This window comes from Flavobacterium sp. GL_143 (genome assembly GCF_057834355.1).
In genome coordinates this window covers 2,790,302-2,807,779 of sequence record NZ_CM174401.1, presented here as the reverse complement: position 1 = coordinate 2,807,779, position 17,478 = coordinate 2,790,302, and the positions used below count along the sequence as shown (strand labels likewise).

12 protein-coding genes and 2 pseudogenes are annotated in these 17,478 nt (G+C 32.8%); 2 read left to right on the top strand and 12 right to left on the bottom strand.

All coding sequences use genetic code 11. The features are described from left to right. Positions 1-83 precede the first annotated feature (83 nt). The 3 genes and pseudogenes from AC3IPI_RS12170 to AC3IPI_RS12160 all read right to left on the bottom strand — a co-directional run bounded on the left by AC3IPI_RS12170 (position 84) and on the right by AC3IPI_RS12160 (position 2,275). Positions 84-863 carry a beta-barrel domain-containing protein gene (locus AC3IPI_RS12170; protein WP_489159184.1) on the bottom strand — a complete coding sequence of 260 codons (780 nt, stop codon included), beginning with the start codon at positions 861-863 and terminating at the stop codon, positions 84-86. Continuing rightward, entirely contained in the window at positions 844-1,410 is a 567-nt protein-coding gene (locus AC3IPI_RS12165; protein WP_489159183.1) for a hypothetical protein, read from the bottom strand. The genes AC3IPI_RS12170 and AC3IPI_RS12165 overlap by 20 nt, the downstream gene beginning before the upstream one ends. Beyond that, a pseudogene (locus tag AC3IPI_RS12160) lies at positions 1,403-2,275 on the bottom strand (ATP-binding cassette domain-containing protein). The gene AC3IPI_RS12165 and the pseudogene AC3IPI_RS12160 overlap by 8 nt, the downstream one beginning before the upstream one ends. Positions 2,276-3,234: 959 nt before the next feature. Between AC3IPI_RS12160 and AC3IPI_RS12155 the strand changes: the two are divergent. Together AC3IPI_RS12155 and AC3IPI_RS12150 are read left to right on the top strand one after the other, a co-directional pair. After that, positions 3,235-4,221 carry a zinc-dependent alcohol dehydrogenase family protein gene (locus AC3IPI_RS12155; RefSeq protein WP_489159182.1) on the top strand — a complete coding sequence of 329 codons (987 nt, stop codon included), beginning with the start codon at positions 3,235-3,237 and terminating at the stop codon, positions 4,219-4,221. A 612-nt stretch (positions 4,222-4,833) separates the two neighbouring features. Continuing rightward, positions 4,834-4,923: pseudogene (locus tag AC3IPI_RS12150) on the top strand (JAB domain-containing protein); the annotation flags it as partial. 5 nt (positions 4,924-4,928) lie between these two features. Here the strand turns inward: AC3IPI_RS12150 and AC3IPI_RS12145 are convergent. The 9 genes from AC3IPI_RS12145 to AC3IPI_RS12105 all read right to left on the bottom strand — a co-directional run bounded on the left by AC3IPI_RS12145 (position 4,929) and on the right by AC3IPI_RS12105 (position 17,469). Beyond that, positions 4,929-6,047, bottom strand: coding sequence for a T9SS type A sorting domain-containing protein (locus tag AC3IPI_RS12145; protein WP_489159181.1), 1,119 nt, complete (start codon positions 6,045-6,047; stop codon positions 4,929-4,931). An 11-nt stretch (positions 6,048-6,058) separates the two neighbouring features. Beyond that, complete coding sequence (locus AC3IPI_RS12140) at positions 6,059-7,894, bottom strand: glycerophosphodiester phosphodiesterase family protein (RefSeq protein ID WP_489159180.1); 1,836 nt, start codon at positions 7,892-7,894, stop codon at positions 6,059-6,061. Positions 7,895-8,126: 232 nt separating this feature from the next. Continuing rightward, positions 8,127-9,398, bottom strand: coding sequence for a hypothetical protein (locus AC3IPI_RS12135; protein ID WP_489159179.1), 1,272 nt, complete (start codon positions 9,396-9,398; stop codon positions 8,127-8,129). Between the two features lie 31 nt (positions 9,399-9,429). Further along, a complete protein-coding gene (locus AC3IPI_RS12130; protein ID WP_489159178.1) occupies positions 9,430-10,479 on the bottom strand; it encodes a UDP-glucose--hexose-1-phosphate uridylyltransferase in 1,050 nt (349 codons plus the stop codon). Between the two features lie 196 nt (positions 10,480-10,675). Then, on the bottom strand, positions 10,676-11,983 hold the full coding sequence (locus AC3IPI_RS12125; protein ID WP_489159177.1) for an MFS transporter: 1,308 nt from the start codon (positions 11,981-11,983) through the stop codon (positions 10,676-10,678). Positions 11,984-12,069: 86 nt separating this feature from the next. After that, positions 12,070-12,996, bottom strand: a complete 927-nt coding sequence (locus AC3IPI_RS12120; protein ID WP_489159176.1) for a glycerophosphodiester phosphodiesterase family protein — start codon at positions 12,994-12,996, stop codon at positions 12,070-12,072. A gap of 118 nt (positions 12,997-13,114) precedes the next feature. Continuing rightward, positions 13,115-14,590 carry an outer membrane protein assembly factor BamB family protein gene (locus AC3IPI_RS12115; protein WP_489159175.1) on the bottom strand — a complete coding sequence of 492 codons (1,476 nt, stop codon included), beginning with the start codon at positions 14,588-14,590 and terminating at the stop codon, positions 13,115-13,117. Then, entirely contained in the window at positions 14,583-15,716 is a 1,134-nt protein-coding gene (locus tag AC3IPI_RS12110; protein WP_489159174.1) for a glycerophosphodiester phosphodiesterase family protein, read from the bottom strand. Before AC3IPI_RS12110 ends, AC3IPI_RS12115 begins: the two co-directional genes overlap by 8 nt. 19 nt (positions 15,717-15,735) lie before the next feature. Then, a complete protein-coding gene (locus tag AC3IPI_RS12105) occupies positions 15,736-17,469 on the bottom strand; it encodes a RagB/SusD family nutrient uptake outer membrane protein (RefSeq protein ID WP_489159173.1) in 1,734 nt (577 codons plus the stop codon). Between the last annotated feature and the right edge of the window lie 9 nt (positions 17,470-17,478).

Here is a 17,478-nt window from a genome sequence, read left to right as displayed (position 1 = left end):
CTAGAGTTAAACCCATACAATACCATATCATGCCATTTATCAACTTATACAATTGTGATACACTAACCAAGCAATAAGCAAAATTACTCCAGCTTATACCTCAAATTATCAAAAAAACGTTCAATTAGTCTCCGTTCCTCTGTGATAATTTCTGCTGTTCCTTTAGCCTCTGCATGGAAGTCTAATTCGACTCCGTAATTGGTTTGTAGCCCAAATGGCAATTGTACATCTACCAGATAAGAATTAACTTTATTCTGATTATCAGAAAGTGTCTGTTGATTGGTCGAAAGTGATACTCGTTTTACTTTTCCCTTTATAGAGCCGTATTCATTATAAGGGTAATTATGGAGCTTTATAATCACATTCTGTCCAATTTGAACTTTTCCAGAGCCACTCTCAGGTAAATTTACCTGGCCAATAATCTGATTATTTTTTGGTACAATTTTAAAAAGTTCCTGACCAGACTGTATATAATCATTGTCTTTTATAAAGTTCAAAAAATCAATATTGCCATTTACAGGAGAAACAAAAACATAGGTGCGTTCCCATTTTTTTATCACATCGAGTAAATCATAATAACTATTAAAGAGGTTTATCATTAACTCTCTTTCTTTTGCCGTTTTTTCAATGGCAATTACCTGAGCCTTGTTATGAACTTCGTTTATTTGATAACTAGTACTGCTGATTTCTTTGTCAACAGCATTGTATTCAAGTCCGCTGTTCGCCTTGGCTATAATGGAATGTTCAATATCTGCTCTGGAAGTTACATCTTTGACATACAGGGTTGAATCTCTTTTGAAAAGGCTCTGAGAGGCTTTATATTTAATTTTTTGATTTTGATAATCATTTTTGTAACTGATCAAACTTTTCGGTCTGTAATTTTAATAATTTCTCATTAATTTGCCTTTGTACTTCGTAAGGTTGCTGAACATTATAATCCAGATATTGGTATAAGGCATTTAAATAATTAAAATATTTATTATTGATTTCTCCTAATGTTAAGTTCTCTGGAAATACATAACGATGCTGCTTATAGTTGACTTTATGTATATCAATTTTATGTAGCATAATGTCCAATAACTGAAGATCTTTTATTTTGGTCTCATTTTTAATATAGGCAATATATTCTCCTTTTTTTACTTCAGCTCCTGATTTGTTTTGCAAAACAATAATATTTCCCGATGTTGATGCAATTAATTTTACAGGAGATTGTCTTGTGTTTAAAATCAGTTGTCCCGTTAGTACTTCAGGATACTTGATAAACCAACCGAATAAAAGTAATAACAAAACCAAACCAATCACTACCGCACTAATCGTTGTGCCAAACTTAGTAGGCATTCTTTCAATTATTGAAGCAACCTCTTCAGTTCTATTTTCGTTAAGCGTTTTATGGAATCCTTTATTAGCCATTTACCGTATCTCCTATTTGTGTTTTTACTAATTGATAATAATGTCCGTTTTCTCTTGTCATAAGCAAATCTTGATTTCCAATTTCGGTAATGAATCCATTTTTAAGTACTATAATTCGATCCACTTTACGAATAGTACTCAATCTATGAGCTACAACTATTACTGTTTTATTTTTAAAAATATCTTCCAGTGCCATTACAATTTTTTGCTCATTTATAACGTCTAAAGAATTTGTAGCTTCATCAAAAAACAAATAATCAGGATCTTTGTATAAAGCTCTGGCAATTAATACGCGTTGTTTTTGCCCTCCGCTCAATCCTCTACCGTTTTCTCCCATCATGGTTTGATATCCTTTTGGCATTGCTTCTATTTCAGCCGCAATATTCGCAGCAGTGACTGCTTTTTTTAGTCTTTCGTAATCAATTTTTTCGTCATCAAGAACAATGTTATTTTATATTGTATCACTAAAAATTTTACCATCCTGCATTACTGCACCACAACTTTCCCTCCATTGCTTTAAATTGATGTTCTGAATATTCAAATTCCCCACAGATAATTCCCCATGAGTCGGCTTATATAATCTTAAAATAAGTTTCAACAGTGTAGTTTTACCGCTTCCGCTATCTCCAACAATTGCTGTTACTTTTCCCTCTGGAATCATTAGTGAAATATTACTTAAAATATAATCTCCATTACGGCTGTATTGAAAACTAACATTACGCAAAAACAAGCTTTTATCTTCCGGCAATTTTATACTATTATTTACCTCATTTTCTTCTTCCTCTTCTAATTCATGTATTTCGTTAAGTCTTAAAAAACTTATTTTAGCATATTGGGCCGATTGTACAAAAGAGATAAATTGCATAATGGGACCATTTAACATTACTATTATAAATTGGGTCGAAATCATTACTCCAAATGTTATATCACCTTTAATTACAGCTTTGGCGCAATAAAAAGTAATTACTAAATTGGTTAATTGATTGATAAATTGCGCTCCAAGATTCTGAGCATTGGTTATCCGAAGTGTTTTTTGATCAATTTTAAAAAGCTGGACTTGCAATTCTTCCCATTTCCGGGCTCATTGAACATTCTTTTAGCGGATATGAAACAGATTTTATCATCACACAAACGAACCTTTTTGAAGAAGCCGTAGCCCGGATCAGCCGCAACAAATCTGACAAGTTTTTATGTTACAGTAGGAGCTTTAGGGCGGTCTGATATGTGGCATTTCGAGAGCCAGCAATGGCGTATGGAAAAATCCCTCTTTGATAACCAAACAAGCTACGACAGAAACTCACCAATTGTACATATAAAGAATATAACAACCCGACTAAGTTAACCCGGAGTGCATTACCTAAAAGAGAATAAAAATTGTAGTTACCACACAACGATCAAAATGCACAATTTTATAGCAAATTAAGTTAGTAACCCTTGTTTTGGGATTTTATGAGTGAAACCCATAGATGAGACATTACATTTATCAAAAGGCAACTCAAAAAACAAGTTTTAGTTGTATTAATAATTACTTAGTTTAGACATCTATTAGAATTTTATATTTAGGAGGATTTAAAAAATAGATTCTTGTTTTTTTATGACTTATTATGATTAATGCATATTTTAGTATTATATATTTTTGGTATAATGAATAAATATAAAATGTCTTTTATTTTATATTGCTTAAATATTAATTCCAAATTAGTAAGTATAAAAACATTAACTATAATCCAAATCATAACCAAAAGTGCAAATAGAAATATCAATAATCTAAAAATCAATATTAACTAAATGAACCACGAGTAATCATTATAAAAAAAACATACAATGACAATGAAAGCACTTTATATAAATACTTACGAATCAGATTTTATAAGCACACAAGTTGAAAAACCTATTCCCAAAAAAGGAGAAGTTTTAGTCAAAATACATGCAAGCGGAGTAAATCCAATTGATAACAAAATTAGAACCGGTAAAGCGCCATATGCAACACCAATCTTACCAGCCATTTTAGGAACAGATTTAGCAGGTGTTATAGAAGAAATTGGGGCTGATGTAACCGATTTTATAGTTGGGGATGAAGTTTACGGACTTGCGGGAGGCGTTTTAGGGCTTCAAGGAACATTAGCCGAATACACTGCCGTAGATGCAGATTTATTGGCAAAAAAACCAACAAACCTCACCATGAGAGAAGCTGCAGCTATTCCCCTGGTTCTACTTACAGCTTGGGAAGGCTTGGCAGATAGAGTAATCATAAAAAAAGGAGACAAAGTTCTAGTTCATGGAGGCGCTGGAGGAGTTGGCCATATAGCAATTCAGCTTGCTAAATTTTTTGGAGCCGATGTATACACAACCGTTTCTTCAAAAAAAACAGCTATTGCCATATCCTTAGGTGCAACACCAATAGATTATAAATCTATTGAAATAGAAGAATACGTTAACCAACACACTAATGGAAAAGGCTTTGATATTATTTATGATACCGTAGGAGGTCAATCTTTAGACAATTCATTTCAAGCAATTCGTCATTATGGCCATATAAGTAGTTGTGCCGCTTTTGGCACACATAATCTAGCCATAGGATCACTTCGATCTTCTAACCTACAAGGTGTATTTGTTTTACACCCAATGTTAAGCGGAGAAGGAAGAAAACACCATGGAAATATCCTAAAACAAGCTACAAAACTAATTGAAGAGGGAAAATTAAAACCAATTTTAGATCCTAGAAAATTCACATTAGATAATGCTATAGAAGCACACAAAGCAGTAAGTGACGGCTCCTCTATGGGGAAAATTGTAATAGATATTATTTAATATCGCACCGATAGTGCATTTAGACAATATTGTTTTTTTAGATTATTGCTATTTCTATTTGCACTTTTGGTTATGATTTCAATTATAGCTAATATTATTATTTTGGTTAATATGCTGGTTTTAAAAACTAAAAACTTTTGGCATAATTTCGTATTATTCATAAATTGATCGCATAGTTTTATAAAAATAAGGTTTCCATCCTCTTCCTTTATTTTTTTGATACTATATAGCTAATCTTTATCGCTTTTCTGATTCATTCTTATCTCATCGGAACTTTAATCTTCATATTATGTGATGTAAAGCGGTCTAATTAATATACTGATGATAAATATCTCTTATTCCCAATAGTAACACATATTTAGAGATTAAAAACTTCCCAACTGATAGAATTAGTTTTTTTTAAGATGCCTACATCAAATGATTCCTTACGCTATTAATATCTTATTTAATTTCTATCTTATTTAATTTCATCACAAAATTCGGGAATCACTTGCGGGCACTTGCAAAAACCCCCTAAATGCAGGAAAAAATCCTGCTTTATTAGGTTGCTTTTTTGTACTTGCTAGGCGATTCCCGGTGTATGTTCCATAACTAATTTAAGATATAGAAATTATGGAAACTTTAAATCAAAACTGGCAGACAGTATCTGAAATTGAACTCATCTACAAAACAAAAGTAAAAAGATCTCAAAGATCTCAAATAAATTGCTAATTTTTTATAATCTTTTGTTTCCAAATCATATTATTATTGTCATCAAAGACATTAAGAATATAAATCCCTGACTGTAATACACTTAAATCAATTGACATATTCTGAACTTTTTGTTGTTCCATTTTCTCCTCCTTTATTAAAACTTCACGCCCACTCAAATCAATTATCTTAATTTTAACTGTATTTGATTTAATCTCAGGAATTTCAATGTTCAGTAAACCTTTTACCGGATTAGGATATGCTTTAAAACTAGTGAAACTATTACCTGCTTTTATCGAAGTTAAAGCTTGAACAGGCTTTTCCTCTATAGTTTTAGCAGTTGAAGAAGCTGCAGGACATTTATTATTAATATAACAATCTGTAATGTTAGTAATAAGTTTTGAAGTACTAAAACCATATAATCTGGCATTAATATTTGTCAGAGTACTTTCACTATGTGCGTTTTCAAAATACAAGCTAACTGAAGAATCATAGGAAAGTAATTTGTCCATAATATCATCATTATTAAAATTCATACCAAAAAACAGAGGGGTATGAAATACAAAGTGGGGCTCTGGAACAATAGGAGAACTTGAACTAACAGCCTGTCGTCCTACTGATATCCAAATAAAATTTTTTGTTAATTTTAATGATATTCTAAAATATGGATATGAGAGTGTAGCATTAGCATAAAACAATTGATCCAATATAGTATAATCAATAAAATTATTGGCATCAAAATATCTCCTTAAAATTAAGGTTTTATCTTTAGATATCAGTTTTAGTTTAGGTACATTACTAACCTTAATTGTTAACAACCCTTTTTGTGCGGTTAGATCTTGAGCTGTAGTAAAATCGATTGATAACCCGTCAGAACCATTTGTCTTTGGACGCGTGATATTACCTGATATTGAACTAAATAACCATTCATAATCGGGTACTACTCCTCCAGCAGTCCCTCGTGATGATGAACAAGTTGACTGACTAGTCATTGCATCAATATTATACGGCCAATAGCCATTATTTTCGGTAGTTACAAATTGTGCGTTACAAAATGAAGTAATAGATAATGTTATTAGCACAAATAATCCTCTTTGTTGCCAAACTGATTTAAGAAAAATAACATGTTTTTTCATATAAAATTTTATTAATGGTTCTGTAAAACCGTTTTTACTTGATTCCAAACATCTGGTCTGTCGGTGGTAATTAAAAATAATTTGGAATAGGGTATTGTCGTAAGCCAGAAGAAATCGCCTCTCCTATCAGTTGTTTTTCCATTTATTTTCCAACTTCCCCAACGGTTTACAGTTCCTCGGCTACCGGCAGGATCTTCTGAAAAAATTCCACTACGTCTTCCTGTTTTAGCAAATATGTAATGTGGTAAATTTTGATAAGTAATACCATTACGTACAAAAGATTGAAGCATAGCATCATCTTCATTAAAAAAATCTGTTTCAAAACATGCTATATTATTAGAGAATTTTGACTGCCAATCATCTATAAACGCACACATTTTTTGTATATCTGTTCTACCACTGGTTTTCCATTGTGGGGCATTAGATACAATCATTGGTGTCCAAAAAATTTCTTTCGCCATTGTTACACCAATACTCGTTCTAACATCTTGTGCTGAATAATATGTTTTAACAATTAAATGCTGTTCTGCCTCTTTATTAATTGCACCATTTATCGCTAATCTGGTAATATTTTCCCAACTTACATCTCTTTTATTTTTCTCAGACACACACAAGTCATCCGTACAATCAGGAAAAGCATTTTGCCCTTTTGTTTGTTCCTCTTTAATATCTAACATTAAAAAATGTCCATTTTCTTTTACATTTTGTAACACGTCTTCAAATGTACTTACTGTTCTTGAGGATATCGACAGATCCCTAAGTCGAATTTTATAACGTTGCATCTCTTCTAAAGACATCTCAAACGACTTTTTATTACCTACATAGGAACTCAGACGACTCATTACATAGTCGTGTAAAAAAACTAAATGTCCATCTGCCGTTTTGGTAAGATCCATTTCTAATAATTTTGTATTATATCCAGACAATCCTTCTGCGGCAATTACAGCAGCTAAAGTATTCTCAGGCTCCCCTGCACTTAATGGTTGCCCCCATTTACCTCTATGACAAGCTACAAAAATATCTTCCTTTGCAGTAGTATTAGGAGTAAATATTTTTCTGTAAACGTTACAAAACTCATCAGTTCTTCCTTGGCAGAATGTAGCTAAATTAGTAGGAGGATGCTTAAGCACTACAACATTACTTTGAATATCTACCACACCTATACCAGGAATACTAGCTTCCGAAAAACTTTTTGTTCCTACTCCAGAATATTTAACCTCTACAATGACAGGTATGTTTGAAGCTAATTTTTGTGCACAGTTATCTCTCTCTCTATGCCATAATGAACCATGACTATAACCAAAAAAGGCGAGGAGACTTCTCAAAAAACCTGGTGCAACGTCTTTATATGACCAAAGACCACAACCATCCTCTCTATATAGTTTTGAATTTGCTAGATATCGCTTTATATCATCTGAATTTGCTGATATATTTGTATCAAGAGTTGTCTTTTTTGTATATATAACTGAGGTTTGATCTATAAATATATTATATAAAAAATACCCTTTTCCACTAATAGCACCCGGGTTATATGCATATACCGCAACTTCTATTTTACCGCCCGATGTAATACCGTTCTCATAACTAAAACTACCTTTTATCCCGAAAGTCTTTTTTATACTTTCTAATGAAAATACTTTGGTAATGTCTAAATATACCATGTCTTTAAGTAGATAACTGGTATTAATTTTAGGATTTGGTGATGAGTACGTTTGATTATTATCAGCTGCATAGCCACTATAGGTAAATACCAATAAGAATAAGAATAACAGTAGAATACTATTCCGTTTTATTCTATAAACAAAGTACCCGCAAGTCCCTTTGTATTTATGTTTTATTATTTTCATAGCAATTATATTTATAATTTACAAAATACACACAAAAACTTACTTATTGCATTTATACAGAAAGAAATTTATTGTTAATTAAAAAATATTCCCCTTAAGTTTTAATAATAAGTAATTATGTGCCTAAATATTTTCTTTTTATCTAAATATTATAAAACAAATCTGAAAAGCTTAAACAGCTAATTATTTTATTTATATAATTATTTTCGTTAAACTGGATTATTAGTTTAATCTACTTACTTGAATTAACTTGGGAATTTAATTTTTCCAGTTTCTTTTCTAATGCGATGGTGTACAAAGTAAGTTCTTCTACTTTTTGTAATAATGTTCTTGTCATATCTCTTACTGTATAACCATTGTTTTTTACATCCTCTGCCGAAGGAACATCTGGAAGATGTTTATTTGTTGTTATAAAATTTTCAACTTCTTTTAGTGTGGGCAATTTATAATCCTTTTCAAAAACATCATCTTTCCATTCCGATTCTGTTGCAATTGCAAAATCATTACTTACAACACCTTTAGTAACCCACAAATTGTAAGTAGAAAAATAGCTGGAATTTATTGCTCCACTTTCTATAGCTTTCCAATCTCCAATATAAGTTGGTCCTGCTACAGTAAGTGCTGTACCTGCTACGGACGTATCAGTATTAATGGTAACATGAGTCATTGTAGCATCTGAGCTGCCAAGGTCATTATTGAAAGTGGCATGACCGTGCACGTCAAGAAATTTAGCTGTAGAAGAGGCATTATCATTCCCTATGTTTACGCCTGTGTTAAAAAAATATTTTGCCCATACATTCCTTGCGAATAATGCATCTCCATCATTTATTGAATATCCAAAATAAGTAGCACCAGATGATCCAATAACCATATCTGGAACTGTGCTATTTTGCGTAGTAATACTTATAAACCCAGCATTGCTATAAATCCCTCTATGAAAGTTAATACTTGAATTTGAACTTCCGTTATACGTAAGAGCAAGCTTTCCCACAATATCATTAACATTATTACCACTTCCGTTTTGAAACCCTATTTGATAATTAGGGTCTTGTCCTCTAGTAAAAACTGAAGTACGGGCATTAGCGGTAACATTGTACACATCAAGTAGCACAGATGGTGTGGTAGTACCGATACCAACATTGCCGTTTTCATCAATCCTCATTTTTTCTGACTGATTAGCTGAGGTTCCGGTCGAAAAATATAATCTTCCTGCTCCTCCACTCATAATATTTACACCAATTCTCGCCCGATCATTTGCATCTGTAGTGTTATTACCATGACTAAAACCCATCCACCATGTATCTCCGCTATTATTTGAAGTTGATCCAATCTTTAAATTCCCGGTATTATTTGGTCCTAAAACGCTTAGTGCTGAACTAGGACTACTGGTACCAATGCCTACATTTCCACTAGCAGGAAACGTATTTTGCGCCATTAATGATGTAAAACATGTTCCTATAGCAAAAAGGAACGCATAAAGTGTTGTTTTTCTAATCTTTTTCATAATATAAAAATTTAAGTTAATAGTAATTGCGTCATTTATTTTTATAATGTAAGTCTGGTATTTTCCTTAATAGTTCAGCACTTTTTTCTGGAGTTATATCTCTTTGCACTTCGGCTAGCATCTCGTAACCTACCATAAATTTCTTAATAGAAGCTGAACGCAATAAAGGTGGATAAAAATGCATATGAAATTGCCATTCTGGATGTCGTTTACCATCAGTAGGAGCTTGGTGAATGCCCGACGAATAAGGGAAAGAAGTCTCAAAAAGATTATCGTATTTTATTGTCAGTAACTTTAAAATAGTGGCATAAGCCGAAACCTCTTCAGAAGTGAACTCTGTTATTTTTGTAATATGTCGTTTGCTTATAATCATAGTTTCAAATGGCCAAATAGCCCAAAAAGGGATCAAAACCACAAAATGATCATTCTCAATTACGATACGTTCCTTTATCTTTAATTCTTCTTTTAGATAATCAAATAACAGATTACTTTGATTTTTATCGAAATAAGATTTTAGGCTGTTTTGCGTTTTTTCAACCTGCGTTGGCAATGTCGACTGTGCCCATATTTGTCCGTGCGGGTGCGGATTACTGCATCCCATTACACTTCCTTTGTTTTCAAAAATCTGAACATGATTAATGTAGTCAATACTTCCTAAATCTATGTATTCTTTTTGCCAAGTTCTGATAATGCTTTCAATCTCAAAAAGCTCCATCTCAGGCAAAGTCAAATCATGTCTTGGTGAGAAACAAACTACTCTGGCAATACCGCGTTCTGGTTTTACTTTGAAGAAAGTCTGCCTTATTTCCTCTTCAAAGGCAACCGGTTCTTGTTTAACGGCAGAAAAGTCATTTTCAAAAACAAAACTCGATTCATACTTTGGATTGTTTTCTCCATTGGCGCGCACATTTCCCGGACATAAATAACAGGCCGCATCATACTGCGGAAGTGCATCGATATCATTTTTTTCATTTTGTCCTTGCCAAGGTCTTGTAGCCCTGTGCGGAGACACCAATACCCACTCGTTAATCAACGGATTAAAGCGTCTGTGAGGATCTTCGTTTATATCAAAATTTCTCATTTTTATTTTAGTTTTTCACTGGTGCTTCTTATATTTTGTCTCTCTGTAGTTCCTTATAAATTTTAAAAACTAAGATTATAGTATGCAGTATAAGATTCCATTATACCAAGAATCAGAAATCAGTATGTCTAGTGATTTTCAGAAATAATTTCAAAAATCGCCTTCCTATGTAGTTCTGACTAACCTTTAACTATCGTTAAGTTTTCTTCCATGTAAATAATGTTAGAACCACTGAAATCAATGCTGAAGCAATCCAAAAAAAAGAGACTGAATCAAAATCATATTGTATTATGCCATTGACTACAGATTTATTATTCTCAATTAGATAGCCACTGACAATATCTTGAATACCCGCAGCAAAATAGCTCACAATCCCTACCACACCCAGTGCTGCACCAGATGCTTGCTTTGAAGCGATGTCTACTGCCATAAGACCTCCTAAATAGCATATAAGTGCGCCAATACCTAGTCCAAAAATTACCATGCTCAAAGCATCCAGCCACCAAACGTTTTTGGGTCCCAATAAAAATAAGGAAAGCGCAAATACGTTCATTAATCCAAAAATCAATGCCGGTTTATTTCTTCTTCTGTTAAAAAATTTATCCGATACAAATCCAGATGAAGCTGTACCTATTATCCCAAATATCGCACTTATTGCAACGAGAGAATTTGCCTGAGTAAGACTATAGCCTTTTGCTGTTTCAAAATAATAAGGCCCCCAACTATTTACTGCATATCTTGATATATACATGAAGGCACTTGCTAAAGCCAAAATCCATATGTACGGATTTTTAAGAACCCCTTTTTGTTCCTCCCATGTAGATATTTTTTCTTTTCTGAAATCTTTGTTTACTACTGGTAAACCTTTACTTTCAGGAGAATCATGAAAAAAGACAGCAATCATTAAAGCACCGAATAAACCAATGATAGCAGCTATTCTAAAACCCCACTGCCATCCAAAAGACGTTGCCACTACAGCGGTTAAAATATAAGTAAGAGCCTCCCCTATGTTATGACTTGTGCTCCAAAATCCATAAAAGCTGCCTCTTTCTTTGTCTGTGTACCATCTTGATAAGGAAACTATGCTAGAGGGTGCTCCCATAGATTGTACCCAGCCATTAATACCCCAACATATAGCAAAAAAGAAAAAACTGGCTGTAAAGCCCATAATTAAATTGGCTAATGCAGATACTAACAATCCAAGAGCCATAAAACGTTTTATATTACAATGATCTGCAAAAAAACCATTAATTAGTTTTCCCACAGCATAAGAAAAAAACAAGGCCGAACCAATGATTCCTAATTGAAATTCTGTCAACAAGCCGCTATCTACGATAGGTTTTTTTACAACATTAAGACTTAAACGGCATAAATAATACAAACCATATCCTAAAGTGGCTGAAATAAATACCTCCCACTTTAGTTTTATATAATAAGCCTGCATTTGCTCTTCATTGAACAAAACCAAGTCTTTAGGCTTTGACTTTTTAAAATAATTTAACATGAGCTATATTTTTAAAATTTATGAAAAGGCATTGTTTTTAATAGCTCCTTTTCTTCCAAACTAATTTATCTATCAACAAATATTTATTACTTGTGTACTTTTTTCTCTTTTAAGTATTCGAGCAACTCTCCTGGCCTATCAGTTTGAATTACATTGGCTCCTTTTGTAATAATCCATCCCCAGGTTTCTTCAGGTTTGTTTTCTTCCACTGCAGTATCATCATCATGCCCTCCATTTAATGATGCCCAAAGACTGTTAATCCAAATACCATAACCTTTCTTCTTAAGTATTGGTAATTCATTAATAATTTGAATTGTATCCGTTTCAAATACAGGTTGCAGAATAGTTTTTTTATGATTTAAGTAACTATTTACAATCTCTTTAGCATTTTCTTTTTTATAATTTATGATGGGCATCAGCACGATTTCAGCATCTATTTTTCCATATTTAGATTCTACATCATTAAAATAAGTATTGTCATCAATATTGATAATGGTTTGATCGAACATTTCATGCTTTTTAATGAGTGCTATTACATCATTAAAATATTCATACCCCTTATCTACATCTATCAGTATTTTTCCTTTAGCAGCGATTAGCATTTCTTCAAATGTTGGTATTTGATGTGATGTCGCTCTACCTAAACCATTTCTAAGTTTAAATTTTTTAATTTCTTCTAAAGTATAGTCTTCTGGTTTTCCTTTGCCATTCGTGCTACGATCGATGGTTTTGTCATGCATCACAATTAAATAACCGTCTTTGGTTTTTTTTAAATCCAATTCTAAAATGTCAATGCCCATGGCAATGCATTTTTTTAATCCTAATAACGAATTTTCAGGAGTATTTCTCCAATCTCCTCGATGTGCTGAAATCAAAACTTGATTGTTTTTTGGATTAAACAATTGCTCCAGTTTTTGTTGAGGTAAAATCGTATTTTTTTTATTTTTTTGGGCTTGTGCCTGATAACAAAAAGTGCTTATCATAAAAAATGCAAATGCTAAATATTTATTCATACTCTTTTTATGTTTAAATTGAACTGTCTTTTTTACATCTTTTTTATTTAAAAACAATAGTATATTAGATGTAATTGTTACTACTATTTTTATTCTTTATTCTTTATCTAATAAAACTCTATCGACCAGCATGTTTAGCATTGTTAGATTGCATTGGCCATCCTTTTGACGCAGGCCCTGTAGCATTAGTCTTTAGCGCATAAAGCAGTGCACTGGTATTATTTGCCTGGGTTGCTGCAGCATAGATAACTCCATCTTTACCTATGGTAATTGAACTCCACATAGAAGCTCCTAATTTCTTTTCTTTCCACATTTTATTACCCTGTGGGTCTATTACATATAAATAGCCACTGTCATCACCTACATAAATATTCCCATCGTTATCAACGGCTGCACAGCCACGAATAGGTCCTCGTGTAGCATATTCCCACTTGATTGCACCATCATTAGGATTATATGCTATTAATTTAGAATCTTCACCTCCCAAGTATAATGTTCCATCAGGAGCGATTACAAATCCACCTCGGGAAACTTTACCGGCTCTATCTTTTCGCCACTTTTCTGTTCCGTCGGGGTTATATGCAATTAGAACACCTAAAAGTAATGGCCCTTTATCATTTACTTCACCTGAAAAATATATAGTACCGTCAGAACCAATAGCAGTTGCACTAGCAGTATATGATCCATATTTTGATTTCCATTTTAATGTACCGTTTGAATTTATAGCATAGAAAAAACCATCTGTTGAACCTACATAAATTGTCCCATCTGATCCAATGGCAGGGGTAGCATTTAAAGCATTACCCGTTTTGTACTTCCATTTTAGAGTTCCATTAGGATTTAAAGCAAACAATTCAAATGATTGTTGGGAGCCAATGTAGATGGTTCCATCTTCTGCAAATACGGCACCTTCATATCTAAGGGTATTAGCAACATTATATTTAAAAGCAACAGTACCACCATTAGGTGAAAACCCATATAAATATTTATCATAAGAGCCTACATAAATAATACCATTGGCATCTATAGATGCGGCACTACGGTTGATATCACCAGTAGCATAACTCCATTTTTTTGTACCATTTGGATTAATGGCAAACATATTATCGGTGCCTTTTGCTGAACTACATGGCATATAAATGGTGCCATCATCACCTATTCCAGCAGCAACACTTTCTATTATTCCCGGAAGCGCAAATTCCCATAATTTTATTGGTTCAATTATTGCTGTTAGGTCTAATTCTTTGGAAAATCGATTTACATTTACGTTTCCACTATTATCAGTAACTGTTAAGACTACAGTATATTTTCCAGGTACATAAGTATGAGTAGGTGATTGTTCCGTAGAACTTGTACCATCTCCAAAATTCCAATTCCATGAGGCAATACTTCCATTTTGGTCAAAAGATGCATCAGTAAAAGAACTATTAATGACTTGTCCATTGTCTGCTAATTTTATTTCTTTAAGAGTGAACCCGGCTACAGGTTTAGTATCGACAAGAGCATCTTCATTATTACAGGAAGCCATTCCCAATACTAAAAAGAACATCCAATATTTTATTATCTTCATTGCTTTTTCCATTTTCTTAATCATTTAAGTTTTTTTGTTGTAGATAATTCTTTAAGTACTCTGGGTAATCAGTTTGTACTACACTACCCTTTACGGCAATGAATTTATCTATTAAATAATTGCCGTCTGATTGAGGTGTCGTATTTGTATTAACGTAAACATTAGCATAAACACTCCATCCTTTATTTTTTGCGGCTTGAACCAGAGTTTCGTTTAATGATGTGTCTGAATAATGTACAATGCTCAAATTTATATTAGCATAAGCGTTAAATTCTGAAACATTATCTATATAGGGCAATACAACTAAATCTTTATCAGCAACTAGCATACTTCTAATCAAACCATTGTCTTTACTGTAAAATAAAACTTGCTTTAACATGCCATACTGCTTTACTAAAGCATATACTTTATTAAAAGGCGCTTTCTCATCGATATCAAGGTTTATATAAATTTTCCCTCTTGCTTTTTTTAATACTTGTTTTAAAGTTGGGATCCTCTCATTGGTTAAGGTTCCGTTTGATTTGTATAAATTAAATTGGCTTATTTCTTGCAATGTATATTTACTTACATCTCCTTTTCCGTTTGTGGTTCTGTCTATAGTAGCATCATGCATCAAAACCAATTCTCCATCTTTGGTTTGTCTAATATCAATTTCTACCATATCTATATGATTATCTATTGCTTTTTGAACAGCTATCAATGAATTTTCTGGAGTATCTAGTTCTGTCGCCCTATGAGCACAAACCAAAATTTTGCCACTAAGATTACTCAATTTTTCTTTAAGTGTGCTTCTTGAACTTATATCATTAGATAATACAACAACTATAGTTTTGGAATACTTTTTCTCATGTGTGTTATTTTTTGCGGTAAGAGTTACGATATAAGATCCAACTTCAGTATATGTATGAGAAGGGTTTTGTTGTGTTTCGCTTGTTCCATCGCCAAAATCCCAAACTACTTCAGTGGAACCGGTTGATTGATTCCTAAACACAATTGTCTCACCTGCCAAAACATTTTCAGTACTTACAGAAAATGATGCTTTTAGGGCTTCATCCACGGAAGAATCGTCTTTGGAGCAAGAAATTAAGACAACTAACCCAATAAGGAAAATCAGCGCTATTTTTAAACTAGGTAAAAAAATCTTTTTCATACTTTTTAAATTAATTTTATTACCAATTTGGGTTTTGAGATAAATTTGGATTCAACAATATATCTCCAGAAGGTATTGGATACAAATAATCACGACTTTCATCAAATTTTTTTATTCTATCTGCAAATGGTACTAAATTTCCGCTGGAACCATTAGATAAAGTTAAAACTCCACCGATTTCAACTTTTTGAGGCGCAGTGGTTTTCGGAGTACCAGTATATAATTCTACGTCAAGAGTACCATTCCCATCTAAATCGAAAGCACCTATTCCCGAAAAATACATCCCTTTAAAATGATCTTTAATTAATTTTCCTACTTTCCATCTCATCAAATCATCATAACGAAACCCCTCCATTACTAATTCCACTCTTCGTTCTCTTCTAATTTCAAGAATAACTCCAGTATTTGAGCCGGAAACATTTGGATAATCAACTTTTAGAACAGAATCTGGAGAAGCATTTGCAAATGCCATATGTAACAAAGGCATACCGACACGGGCACGCAATAAACCAATTGAGTTATCTAAGTCAGTCTGTGTTAAGATTCCTAATTCTGCTTTTGCTTCAGCAAAATTTAACAGCACCTCGCCAAATCTAATAACAGGCAAATCTTGAAATCCAGATTCAAAACCGTCTTGTGTTGCATCACTTACATATTTAACAATTTGATAGCCACTAATAGTTGCAGAAAAATCAGGAAGTAAAGCAGTCATACCTCCAATTCTGATATAACCTGGAGTCCTGATAGTTTGGGACATTCTAGGATCCCTATTTTGGGATTCTTGAAGAAAACTCATTGTTTTATAACCCGGTTTACTAGTAAATGAAATGCCGCTATTCATTAAATATGTATCTTCCATAGATTTTGTCAAACCCGCGTCATCTTGCGTTGGAGAAGTAAAATAATAATTTATACTATTGGGAATGTTTAAATTTTTATCATATTGTCTTGACAACATTATTTCTGTTTCTTTGATATCGTCAGAAGCAAATAAATCCCTATAATCCTTAGTAGGATTACCTGTTGAATATAAGGCGTAACTCCCTTCAACCATAACTCTTTGTGCTGCTTTATATGCCAAAGTCAATAAGTCATCGGCTCCAGCTAAATTGTGATATTTCCTGTAGGTTCCTTCAAATAAACAAACTCGTGATTTTAAGGCCAAAGCGGTCCATCGGTTAACTCTATCAGATGATTTAACCGTGTTTAAATTAAGAATCGCTCTATCTAGGTCTTCAATAATTTTATCGGTGATAAAAAACCTTGAATCCCTAGGTTTCAATAATAAACTTATATCCGAAGTTCCAATAACTTGATCATACCAAGGTACATCGCCAAAACGCTTTAATTTATTATAATAAAAGTAAGCTCTGAAAAATGAGGCTACCCCGCTATATTGTTTTTTTGCATTAGCATCATCACATTGTTCATAATATTTAAAGAATACATTTATTTTTCTTAAATTATTCCAATTCCATTCGCTGCTCCCAGCAGCTGATGGAACTAATCGTGTCCCTGATTGTTCTAAAGGAACTCCATTATATAATACATTATCTGATAGTTTATCCAATCCAATAATCCCATCAAAGCCTGGAAGATCATTATAAAAACTATTGGTATACAATTCTAAATCCGACGCTGTTTTAAATGAGTTTTCAGGAGCAATTTCTGACAAAGGATACCTTTCAAGAAAATCATTGTTACACGAAACCAATAAAATAGTTATTGTAAAAAATTTTAATATATTTTTCATCTCTGCTTT

Excerpts from the sequence above, each read along its gene's own strand:
- AC3IPI_RS12165 (WP_489159183.1), bottom strand. The coding sequence starts at position 1,410 with ATGGCTAATAAAGGATTCCATAAAACGCTTAACGAAAATAGAACTGAA.
- AC3IPI_RS12155 (WP_489159182.1), top strand. The coding sequence starts at position 3,235 with ATGACAATGAAAGCACTTTATATAAATACTTACGAATCAGATTTTATA.
- AC3IPI_RS12145 (WP_489159181.1), bottom strand. The coding sequence starts at position 6,047 with ATGAAAAAACATGTTATTTTTCTTAAATCAGTTTGGCAACAAAGAGGA.
- AC3IPI_RS12140 (WP_489159180.1), bottom strand. The coding sequence starts at position 7,894 with ATGAAAATAATAAAACATAAATACAAAGGGACTTGCGGGTACTTTGTT.
- AC3IPI_RS12135 (WP_489159179.1), bottom strand. The coding sequence starts at position 9,398 with ATGAAAAAGATTAGAAAAACAACACTTTATGCGTTCCTTTTTGCTATA.
- AC3IPI_RS12130 (WP_489159178.1), bottom strand. The coding sequence starts at position 10,479 with ATGAGAAATTTTGATATAAACGAAGATCCTCACAGACGCTTTAATCCG.
- AC3IPI_RS12125 (WP_489159177.1), bottom strand. The coding sequence starts at position 11,983 with ATGTTAAATTATTTTAAAAAGTCAAAGCCTAAAGACTTGGTTTTGTTC.
- AC3IPI_RS12120 (WP_489159176.1), bottom strand. The coding sequence starts at position 12,996 with ATGAATAAATATTTAGCATTTGCATTTTTTATGATAAGCACTTTTTGT.
- AC3IPI_RS12115 (WP_489159175.1), bottom strand. The coding sequence starts at position 14,590 with ATGATTAAGAAAATGGAAAAAGCAATGAAGATAATAAAATATTGGATG.
- AC3IPI_RS12110 (WP_489159174.1), bottom strand. The coding sequence starts at position 15,716 with ATGAAAAAGATTTTTTTACCTAGTTTAAAAATAGCGCTGATTTTCCTT.
- AC3IPI_RS12105 (WP_489159173.1), bottom strand. The coding sequence starts at position 17,469 with ATGAAAAATATATTAAAATTTTTTACAATAACTATTTTATTGGTTTCG.